Source organism: Sinosporangium siamense (genome assembly GCF_016863435.1).
GTDB lineage: Bacteria > Actinomycetota > Actinomycetes > Streptosporangiales > Streptosporangiaceae > Sinosporangium > Sinosporangium siamense.
Genome location: NZ_BOOW01000013.1, coordinates 198745 through 208451, shown reverse-complemented (window position 1 = coordinate 208451; position 9707 = coordinate 198745). Strand labels below are relative to the sequence as shown.

General features: G+C 68.2%; 10 protein-coding genes and 1 pseudogene. 6 read left to right on the top strand and 5 right to left on the bottom strand.

What is annotated here, in order from left to right; translation table 11 throughout:
* Positions 1-59: 59 nt before the first annotated feature.
* From Ssi02_RS11600 to Ssi02_RS11590, 3 genes are read right to left on the bottom strand one after another with little or no spacing between them, the layout of a single operon-like run.
* Positions 60-2432 (bottom strand): aerobic carbon-monoxide dehydrogenase large subunit, encoded by a 2373-nt coding sequence (locus tag Ssi02_RS11600; RefSeq protein WP_239128810.1) that lies wholly within the window; start codon positions 2430-2432, stop codon positions 60-62.
* Complete coding sequence (locus tag Ssi02_RS11595; protein ID WP_204024671.1) at positions 2429-2908, bottom strand: (2Fe-2S)-binding protein; 480 nt, start codon at positions 2906-2908, stop codon at positions 2429-2431. Before Ssi02_RS11595 ends, Ssi02_RS11600 begins: the two co-directional genes overlap by 4 nt.
* Positions 2909-2910: 2 nt before the next feature.
* Complete coding sequence (locus Ssi02_RS11590; RefSeq protein WP_204024670.1) at positions 2911-3780, bottom strand: FAD binding domain-containing protein; 870 nt, start codon at positions 3778-3780, stop codon at positions 2911-2913.
* Between the two features lie 173 nt (positions 3781-3953).
* Here Ssi02_RS11590 and Ssi02_RS11585 point away from each other — a divergent pair, with 173 nt between their 5' ends.
* The 6 genes and pseudogenes from Ssi02_RS11585 to Ssi02_RS11565 all read left to right on the top strand — a co-directional run bounded on the left by Ssi02_RS11585 (position 3954) and on the right by Ssi02_RS11565 (position 8754).
* A complete protein-coding gene (locus Ssi02_RS11585) occupies positions 3954-4862 on the top strand; it encodes a LysR family transcriptional regulator (RefSeq protein WP_204024669.1) in 909 nt (302 codons plus the stop codon).
* Between the two features lie 306 nt (positions 4863-5168).
* Positions 5169-5804 (top strand): S8/S53 family peptidase, encoded by a 636-nt coding sequence (locus Ssi02_RS11580; RefSeq protein ID WP_204024668.1) that lies wholly within the window; start codon positions 5169-5171, stop codon positions 5802-5804.
* On the top strand, positions 5801-6355 hold the full coding sequence (locus Ssi02_RS11575) for a S8/S53 family peptidase (RefSeq protein ID WP_204024667.1): 555 nt from the start codon (positions 5801-5803) through the stop codon (positions 6353-6355). Before Ssi02_RS11580 ends, Ssi02_RS11575 begins: the two co-directional genes overlap by 4 nt.
* Positions 6277-7021 (top strand): annotated as a pseudogene (locus Ssi02_RS40150) (NIDO-like domain-containing protein); the annotation flags it as partial. The gene Ssi02_RS11575 and the pseudogene Ssi02_RS40150, both read left to right, overlap by 79 nt.
* Positions 7013-7978 carry a carboxypeptidase regulatory-like domain-containing protein gene (locus tag Ssi02_RS38655; RefSeq protein ID WP_275410654.1) on the top strand — a complete coding sequence of 322 codons (966 nt, stop codon included), beginning with the start codon at positions 7013-7015 and terminating at the stop codon, positions 7976-7978. The pseudogene Ssi02_RS40150 and the gene Ssi02_RS38655, both read left to right, overlap by 9 nt.
* On the top strand, positions 7975-8754 hold the full coding sequence (locus Ssi02_RS11565) for a carboxypeptidase-like regulatory domain-containing protein (RefSeq protein ID WP_204024666.1): 780 nt from the start codon (positions 7975-7977) through the stop codon (positions 8752-8754). The genes Ssi02_RS38655 and Ssi02_RS11565 overlap by 4 nt, the downstream gene beginning before the upstream one ends.
* 57 nt (positions 8755-8811) lie before the next feature.
* On the opposite strand, the gene Ssi02_RS11560 is transcribed toward Ssi02_RS11565, so the two are convergent.
* Both Ssi02_RS11560 and Ssi02_RS11555 read right to left on the bottom strand, forming a co-directional pair.
* Positions 8812-9060, bottom strand: coding sequence for a cysteine hydrolase family protein (locus Ssi02_RS11560; protein WP_204024665.1), 249 nt, complete (start codon positions 9058-9060; stop codon positions 8812-8814).
* A gap of 197 nt (positions 9061-9257) precedes the next feature.
* Positions 9258-9593, bottom strand: coding sequence for a histone-like nucleoid-structuring protein Lsr2 (locus tag Ssi02_RS11555; RefSeq protein WP_204024663.1), 336 nt, complete (start codon positions 9591-9593; stop codon positions 9258-9260).
* Between the last annotated feature and the right edge of the window lie 114 nt (positions 9594-9707).

Below are 9707 nucleotides of genomic sequence, written 5' to 3'. Positions count from 1 at the left end.
CCCGCCCGCCCCCGCCGTGTCGCGGCGGGGGCGGGGGCGGGGGGTGATGTGGATGTCGGTCACGTGATGGCCAGGTCGGTGCGTATGGGGCGGCCTTGGATGGCGCGCCACACGTTGGACGGGGTGAGGGGCATGTCGGCGTGGCGGATGCCGTAGGGCTTGAGGGCGTCGAGGACGGCGTTGACGACGGCGGCGGGTGAGCCGACGGTGGCCGATTCGCCGACGCCTTTCGCGCCGATGGGGTGGTGCGGGGAGGGGGTGACGGTTTCGCCGAGTTCCCAGGAGGGGCATTCGACGGCGGTCGGCAGCAGATAGTCCATGAAGGAGGCGCCGAGGTGGTTGCCGTCCTCGTCGAAGGCCATGAGCTGCATGAGGGCCATGCCGATGCCGTCGGCGAGGCCGCCGTGGATCTGGCCTTCGACGATCATCGGGTTGATGCGCACGCCGCAGTCGTCGACCGCGATGAAGCGCCGCACGTCGACCTGCCCGGTGTCGGGGTCGACGTCGACGACGCAGATGTAGGCGCCGAAGGGGTAGGTGAGGTTGGGCGGGTTGTAGACGCATGTGGCGTCGAGGTGGCCTTCGACGCCTTCGGGGAGTTCGACGGCGCCGTGGGAGGCGAGGGCGATCTCCTGGATGGTGGCGCCGTGTTTCGGGTCGCCTTTGACGGACCAGCGGCCTTTGGTCCATTCGAGGTCGTCGGGGGCGACTTCCAGCATGGCGGAGGCGACGAGTTTGGCACGGTCGCGCACTTTGCGGGTGACCATGGCGGCGGCGGCTCCGGAAACGGGAGTGGACCGGGAGCCGTAGGTGCCGAGGCCGAAGGGGGTCTGGTCGGTATCGCCGTGGACGACGTCGACGTCGTCGGGTGAGATGCCGAGTTCCTCGGCGACGATCTGGGCGAAGGTGGTTTCGTGGCCTTGGCCCTGGCTTTGGCAGGAGACGCGGAGTACGGCCTTGCCGGTGGGGTGGACCCGGAGTTCGGCGCCGTCGGCCATGCCGAGGCCGAGGATGTCCATGTGCTTGCGCGGGCCGGCGCCGACGGCCTCGGTGAAGAAGCTGAGGCCGATGCCCATGAGCCTGCGGTCGCCGTTGGCGCGGCGTTCGGCCTGTTCGGCGCGGAGTTTGTCGTAGCCCGCCATCTCCATGGCGAGGGCGAGGGTGCGCGGATAGTCGCCGGAGTCGTATTCCCAGCCGGTGGGCGAGGTGTAGGGGAATTGGTCGGCCCGCAGGAGGTTCTTCATGCGGAGTTCGGCGGGGTCCATGCCGAGTTCGTAGGCGAGGACGTCCATGAGGCGTTCGACGAGGTAGACGGCCTCGGTGATGCGGAACGAGCAGGCGTAGGCGACACCGCCGGGGGCCTTGTTGCTGTAGACGCCGGTGACCTCGCAGTGGGCGGTCTCGATGTCGTAGGAGCCGCTGAAGACGTGGAAGAACCCGGCGGGGAACTTCGTGGGCTGGGCGGTGCCGTTGAAGGCGCCGTGGTCGGCGAGGACCTTGACGCGGATGGCCTGGACGCGGCCGTCCTGGGTGGCGGCTATCTCACCGGTCATGTGGTAGTCGCGGGCGAAAGCCGTACTCATCAGGTTTTCTGAGCGGTCTTCCATCCACTTGACGGGTTTGCCGGTGACGATCGAGCCGACGATCGCACAGACATATCCTGGATAAATCCCGACCTTGCCGCCGAAGCCGCCGCCGATGTCCGGCGAGATCACCCGGATCTTGTGCTCCGGCAGCCCCGCCACCATGGCATAAAGCGTGCGGTGCGCATGCGGGGCCTGCGTGGGGCACCACACGGTGAGCTTCCCCGTCACCTTGTCGAAGTCGGCGAGCGCGCCGCACGTCTCCAGCGGCGCCGGGTGCACCCGCGGGTAAAGCATGTCCTGCGACACCCGCACCTCGGCCCGCTCGAAGATCGCCTCGGTGTGTGCCCGGTCGCCGGCCTCCCAGTCGAAGATGTGGTTGTCCTTCTTGCCGTCGAGGTCGTCGCGGATGACCGGCGCTGCCTCCGCCAGCGCCGTTCGTGCGTCGATCACCGAGGGCAGCGGCTCGTAGTCGACCTCGATCAACTCCAGGGCGTCCCGCGCGATGTAGCGGTCTTCGGCGACGACGAACGCCACCTCCTGCCCCTGGAACCTGACCTTGTCGGTGGCGAGCACCGCCTGCACGTCCTTGGAGAGCGTCGGCATCCAGGCCAGCCCGAGCCCGGCGAGGGTCTCACCGGTGATGACGGCCTTGACGCCGGGCAGCGCCTCGGCGGCCGAGGTGTCGACGGACAGGATGCGCGCGTGGGCGTGCGGGCTGCGCAGTATGGCACCGTGCAACATGCCGGGCAGCTGTACGTCGTCGACATATTGGCCGCGTCCCCGGATGAAGCGCGCGTCCTCCTTGCGGTGCATGCGGCCGAACCCCATGGGGGTGCTGGTGGTCACGCCGACACCTCCGGGGTGCACGTGTGCTCGGCCGCCCAGCGCACGGAGCGGACGATGTTCTCATAACCGGTGCACCGGCAGAGCTGCCCGGAGATCGCCTCGCGGATCTCGCTCTCGTCGGGATCGGGGTTGTTGTCCAGCAGCCAGCGGGCGGTGAGCATCATGCCCGGCGTGCAGAAACCGCACTGCAGCCCGTGGCACTCGGTGAACCCCTTCTGCACCGGGTCGAGTTCGCCGTTTTTCTCCAGCCCCTCCACAGTGGTCACGTGGTGGCCGTCGGCCATGACGGCGAGCATCGTGCAGGATTTGACGGGCACGGCGTCGATCTGGACAACGCAGGCGCCGCAGTTGGAGGTGTCGCACCCCCAGTGCGTGCCGGTCAGTCCTAATTCGTCCCGGAGGAAGTGCACCAGGAGCAGCCGGGGCTCCACCTCCCGCGTGTAGGGCTGGTCGTTCACAGTGACGGTGATCTGCACGTTCAGTCCTCCGCGGCCCGGCGGGCCGCCTTCCGTAGGGCGCGCCGGGTGAGTTCACCGGCGAGGTGACGCTTGTAGTCCGCGGGGCCGCGCTGATCGGCGTGCGGATTGCACACGGCGGCGGCGCGGCGGCCCGCCTCCGCGAAGACCGCGTCGACCGGTTCACGGCCGATCAGGTAGTCCTCCGCCTCCGGGGCGGTGAAACCGGGCGCACTCACCGCGGTCAGCCCGATCCCCGCTTCCGTGATCAGGCCGTCCTCAATGAGGATCAGCGCCCCGGCCGCCGCCACCGGCCAGTCGCCGACCCGGCGCTCGACCTTCTCGTAGGCGCTGCCCGCGCCGTGCCGTACCGGCACTCTCAACTCGGCGAGCAGTTCGCCCGGCTCGACGACCGTCTCGTAGGGGCCCTGGTGAAACCCTCTGAGGGGCACCGTACGGCTGCCGCCGGGACCTGTGACCACGGCGTCCGCCTTGAGCGCGGCGAAAGCGGCGGCCAGGTCCTCCGACGGGTCCGCCTGGCAGAGCGATCCGCCCACCGTGCCCCGGTTGCGGACGACCGGGTCGGCGATGACGCGTTCCGCGTCGATGAGGATCGCGAAGTGCTCGGCGACCAAGGGGCTCGCCAGTAGTTCGGCGTGGCGCACCAGTGCGCCCACGGCCAACTCTCCGCCCTCGACTCGAAGGTGCGCGAGTTCGCGCAGGTCATTGATGTCGATGAGTGCCTCGGGCTGGGCCAGACGCAACTTCATCATCGGAATAAGGCTGTGGCCTCCGGCGACGACCCGGGCATCGGGACCGTAACGCTCCAGGAGGGCCAGAGCGTGAGGAACGCTCGTCGCCTTCTCGTATTCGAATCGCGCGGGAACCTGCATGCTTGCAACCCTCGCCTTGTCCAGATGTACCGAACAATCCGGAAATAAGCCATTCATTAATGTGCACGAGGCGGTATGAAAGACACATGCACCCGGAGATACCACTGGCGTCACATCGGACAGCCGCCTCCCAGCCAGTGACCGGGCACACCTCCGCCGCCGGTCCGGCCCGGATGACCTTGACGCAGCTCAGCGCTTTTGTCTTCGTCGCCCGCCGTGGATCGGTCAAAGCCGCCGCACGCGAACTCGGCGTCAGCGACCCCGCCGTCTCCCAGGCCCTCGGCGCCCTCCGCCAGCAACTCGGCGACCCCCTGCTCACCCGCACCGCCGATCGCATGGCCCTCACCGAGGCCGGGCGGCGTCTCCTCGGCATCGCCACCCAGATGATCGCCCTCGGCGCCGCCGCCGAACGCGCCGTACGGTCACCCGTAGCCGAGCGGCTCCATCTCGTGGCCACGAGCGTGCTCGCGGAGTTCGTCTCACCGCCGCTCGCCAACCTGTTCAGCGCGCGGCACCTCATCGACACCTCGTTCGGCACGGCCTCCGCCGACGAGATGGAGGGCCTGCTCGCCAACGGCCTGGCCGACGTCGCCCTCGGCCCCCGCATGGCCAGGCCCGGCCTGGTGAGCGAGCCCGTCCTGCGCTGCCGCCTCATCGTCGTCGGCGCGCCCCGCGGCCTGCGCGACACCTGGCTCGTCGACCCCTCCGGCATCGACCCCGGCGGCGACACCGGCCTCCTGCTGCGCCGCCTGCGCGTGCCGGAAACCCGCATCCGGGTCTTCCCCAACCAGACCGCCGCCTGGAACGCCGCCGCCGACGGCGCCGGCGTCGCGCCCGCCATCGCCCACCTGGTCACCCCGCAGATGCGGCGCGGCGAACTCGCCACCGTGCCCACGGCGGCCACGCCGATGGAGACCTGCTGGTATGCCACGACCCTTGAACCCGCCGTACGGTCACCCGCGGCCACGGCCCTCCTGGATTTCCTGGCCGGCGGCGCGGCCACCCAGCTCATGCGGTCACCGGAGGCGGGGGTGCCGAAGGCGTTCTTCCGGCCTCAGGTATCGGTCACGCTGCCGCGATAGGCCCGCCGCCGGGCCGGGAAATCGCCCAAGGGAATTCCGAGCGGAATCACAGGTCGCCCCAGAGGCGAAATGCGGATTTTCCGGCGACTCGAAAACACCGCTAGCCGCGAAAAAGGCAAAGCCGGGAGCGCTCCTGCAATCTTAAATCTATTTAAGTCAATTCAATACAACAGTCCACAACTTGAAAATCCGCCGAGATCGCTACACGATTCTCCGCGTGACTTACACAGATCATTTCCGGGCGCACGCTCAAATCGGCCGGGGCCCGGCGGCCCGTCGCCGGCGCCCGGTCTGAAGGAGGTCGTGTTGCCGCTCACCCCCCGGCGGTGGCGGACGATCCTCACGGGAACCGCCGTCGCCGCCTCCGCCCAGGCCGGCCTGCGTTCCCTCCTCACCACGCGGAAAGTGAACTTCACCCCGCTCTGGGCGGTGAACGCCGCCCGGGTCACCGGTGACGCCGCACTGGCCGCCGACATCGCGAAACTCCCCGAGTTCGAGCGTGTCATACCCGACGCGGTCCTCGAACGGCAGGCGCCGGCGACCACAGTGCAGAAGGCAAAGACACAGGCCAAGGTCAACGGGGTCGAGTGGAACATCGACCGGATCGGCGCCAACCGGGTCTGGAGCGACTTCGACGCCCGCGGTGAAGGCGTCGTGGCGGGCAATATCGGCTCCCCCGTGGATTTCCACCACCCGGCGCTCGCCGCGCAATATCGCGGCAGGAAAGCAGACGGCAGCCTCGACCACAATCACAACCGGCGGGACCTCAATTGGTGCTACCTTCCTGGAAACACCGGGCCGTGTGACTACAACGGCATATCCATCGCGGGCACCATGCAAATGGGGGTCGCGGTGGGCGGAACCGAAACCGATCGGATCGGCGTCGCCCCGGCGCGAAATGGATCAACGCGGGCGCCTGCCAGGAGAACAGGTGCCATATGAGCACCCTGCTTGAGGCGGGGCAGTGGATGCTCGCTCCCACCGACGTCGCAGGGCGCAATCCACGTCCCGATCTGGCTCCCGACATCGTCGTCAACAGCTGGGGATTTCCCCAGAGCACGGGGTCGATGGGAAACGAGTTCTCGCGGTGGTACAAGGAGATCGTCGACGCCTGGGTGGCGGCGGGCATCTTCCCGGCCCTCGATCTCGGACCGCGCAGCAATGAGATCTGCAACTTCGGCTACTCCCCCGGTCAATACGCCAACGGCTACACCGCGACCGCCTTCGGCGCCGACGACAAGATCTGGGGATGGACCGCGCGCGGTCCTGGAGAGGACGGCTCCGGGGAGCAGCGGCTGAAGGTCGTGCCCGCGACTCCGGCGTGCGTGGGAACAACACGCGTGACGATCGGGGCGACCGGCGGCCCGGCCCAGGACATCGCTCTGGACCACCGTCTGGACGCCTTCGGCTACGGGTGCGTCGTCGGTTTCGAACCCTATGTGGGGGCACGGAGCGGCAGACCGTCGTCTCCCCCCCCCGCAATCCACCCGTGATCACCCTGCCGTTCTCGTTTCCCTTCTACCAGCACAACCACCGCAAGGTGACGATCTCCACCCACGGCTATCTCAGCTTCTCCTCCGGATTGCGCGATCAGATGCCCGGATGGAATGAGCGCCTGCCGAGCCACTCTCAGTTCCACGCGGCGATCTATCCCTTCTGGGATGACCTCGTGGTCGACGACCGGTCCGGCATCTACACCGCTAACGCCGGCACGGCACCCGCGCGCACCACTGTCGTCGAGTGGCGCGATGTCGCCTTTAAGTGGGCCCCAGCCCAACGCGTCTCCCCCACCGACCTCAACGGCCGGAACCCCCGTCCCGACCTGGCACCGCACGTCATCAACAACTCCTGGGGCGGCGAGGACATGGAGCCGTGGTTCGCCCCGGTCGTGGACGCCTGGACCGCGGCAGGCATCTTCACGGTGTTCGGCAACGGCAATCGCGGCCCGACGTGCAACGGCACGGGATCCCCCGCGGCCGACACCAACTCCTACTCGGCAGGCGCCTTCGGCGCCGACAACACGATCGCGAGTTTCTCCAGCCGCGGCATCGGGGACCTCCATGAGATCAAACCCAACATCGCCGCACCGGGGTGCCGATGTGCGCTCATCGGTGCCGGGGGGCGGCTACGCCGTCAAGTCCGGCACATCGATGGCGTCTCCGCATGTCGCGGGCACTGTGGCACTCCTGTGGTCCGCGGCGCCCGCGCTAAGGGGAGACATCGCAGCGACCCGGGAAATCCTCGATCTCTCCGCAGTCGACGTCGACGACACCCGTTGCGGTGGCACCGCCGCCAAGAACAACACCTGGGGCGAGGGCCGCCTGGACGCCCATCGGGCGGCGCTCGAAACGCCGACCGGCCGCGTCGGTGGCCTGAGCGGGACCGTTACCTCGGGCGGAGCTCCCGTCCCCCAGGCCGACCTCCCCCTCACCGGCCCGATGAATCGCAAGCTCGCCACCGGCCAGAACGGCACCTACGCCCTTCCCAGCCTCAAGACCGGCACCTGCCGGATCAGTGCTCGTAAGCTCGGATGTGACGAGGCGTCGGCGACCGTCATCGTGGCAGCCGACACGACCGTCGTACAAGATGTCGCGATGACGGCGCTGCCGGCGCACACCGTGGCGGGCACGGTGACCTTCGGCGGCGGGCCCCAGTCCGACGTCGAGATCAGGGTGGCCGGCACCTCCACAGGCACGGTCACCGACTCCACGGGGCGCTACAGGCTCGCGGTGCCCGCCGGCACTTACGAGTTGGACGTCATCCCGCCTCACGCCCACTGCGCGGGACCGGTGAAGGTGCCGGTCGCCGTCGGCGCGGACATGACCAGGGACGTGGTCCTGCCAAGCCGCACCGACCACTTCGGCTACACCTGCGCCGAGGGCAACGCCCCCTACATCGCCGGCAGCGACCGGCTGCCGATAAGGGGCGCCGCAATACGGCACCAAATCACGCTGCCTTTCCCGGTCATGCACTATGGCGCCACCTACGACAGCGCATGGCTCGGCGTCGACGGCTGGCTCAGCTTCCTCAGGGAGGGGGTGCGCCCACCAATCAACCGTTGCCCTCGTATGGCACCCCGCCCGGCGGAATCCTCCCCTTCTGAGATGGCCTGGTGATCGACAACAATGCCGGCGTCTGCACAGCCACCCTGGGAACGGCGCCGAACCGGAGCTTCGTCCTTGAGTGGCGCAACGCCACCTTCGAGTGGGACACCGGCAAGCGGATCTCCTTCTCCGTCGTGCTCGGCGAGGACGGCTCGATCGGCTTCCACTACAAGGGCGACGGCAGCGATCGTTCCTCGGGGAGCAGGGCGACGATCGGGCTGGAGCAGGACGACTGGAACGCCTTCGAGTATTCCTTCAACGAGACGGCCCTCGCACAGAGCCAGAGCCTCACCTTCACCGCCACCCGCCACCCGCCACCCGCCACCCGCCACGGAGTGCTCGCCGGCGTCGTCACCGACGCCAACGACGGCAAACCCCTGGCGGGAGCCACCGTGAAGGTCGGCGACGGCACGACCGCCAAAACCAACGAGGACGGAATCTACGCCGCCCAGGTGCCCCCCGGCGACCACCGCGTCACCGTACACAAAGAGAACTACGGCACGCTCACCCAGGCCGCGACGGTCGCGGCGGGCGAGCGCACGTTCGCCGACCTCTCCTTGATCACCAGCCGGGTGAGCGCCTCGGTGAGGGAGGTGGATCTGGTGATGTCCCCCGACTCCCGCAAGGACGGCACCTTCCTGCTGACCAACCTGGGCGGCTCCGCCACGACCTCTCGCGGTGCCGGCCCTCGATCTGGCCCAGGAGGTGGGCACACACACCGCCGTCACCAGGAGCTACACGGTGCTGGTGACGGACGGGCAGCTCAACGTGCGGTTCATGGCGCGTAGGGGAAATCCCATTTTCAACAGCATCCGAGTCTCGCAACGGCCCGACAAGCCGGTCCCCTAGAAAGACCGCCTGGTACGGAGGAGTCCCGTCATGGCGATGAGCCATGGCGGAACCCGGCCTGGCGCCACCCACGCCGACCACGAGTTTGCCGCCGGACTGGTCAGCAGCCGGTCGCCGGGGGCGGGGGTGAGCGGTCCCGCCGCTTCCCGGTCGGCGGGGTCCGCCCGCATGCCGGGCCCCCAGAAATCCTTCAGGAGACCGCGTTGCTCATCGATCATGCCGCCCGGCCGGGCGGTGAAGGCCACCGGTACGGCAAGGCCCCTGCAGCGGTCCGGCAGCGCATGCGTGTTTCGCGCCGACGATCTCTCACATCCTCCAGGAAAGGACGGAGGAAAAACCTCTGCATTTCGTGGACCAGTAATACCGAACGGGCCGGCTCGGCCGTCCGGCGTCACAGTCCTTCGGAGGCCGTGACGCCGGACCGTGCCCTCAATGAGCGGGCTCAGTGAGCGGCGTTGTACTGATCGATCACGGCGCGGGCGATGCGGCCGCGGGCGCTGACGTCCAACCCCTTCTTCTTGGCCCATTCGCGGATCTCGCCGGACTGCTCCCGCGTCAATCCCCCGGCGGCGGCGCGCCCTCTTCTGCCGCGTCCCCTGCCGGCTCGGACCTTGCGGGCTCCGGAGACATACGGCTGGAGCGCCTTACGGAGCTTCTTCGCATTCGATGTCGACAGGTCGATCTCAAAGGAGGTGCCATCAATTGCGAAAGAGACCGTCTCATTCCCGGTCCCGCCGTCCAGGTCATCTATAAGAATCTCCCGGATCTGCTTAGCCATAATGCGGCTCCTTAGAGAGTCGGACTCCTGTGTCTATGACAGCTCGTTATACGGCCGTCAATAAAATGATAGTCCCATGACCTCGACTTCTGTTTCCCGGACACAGCGCAATTT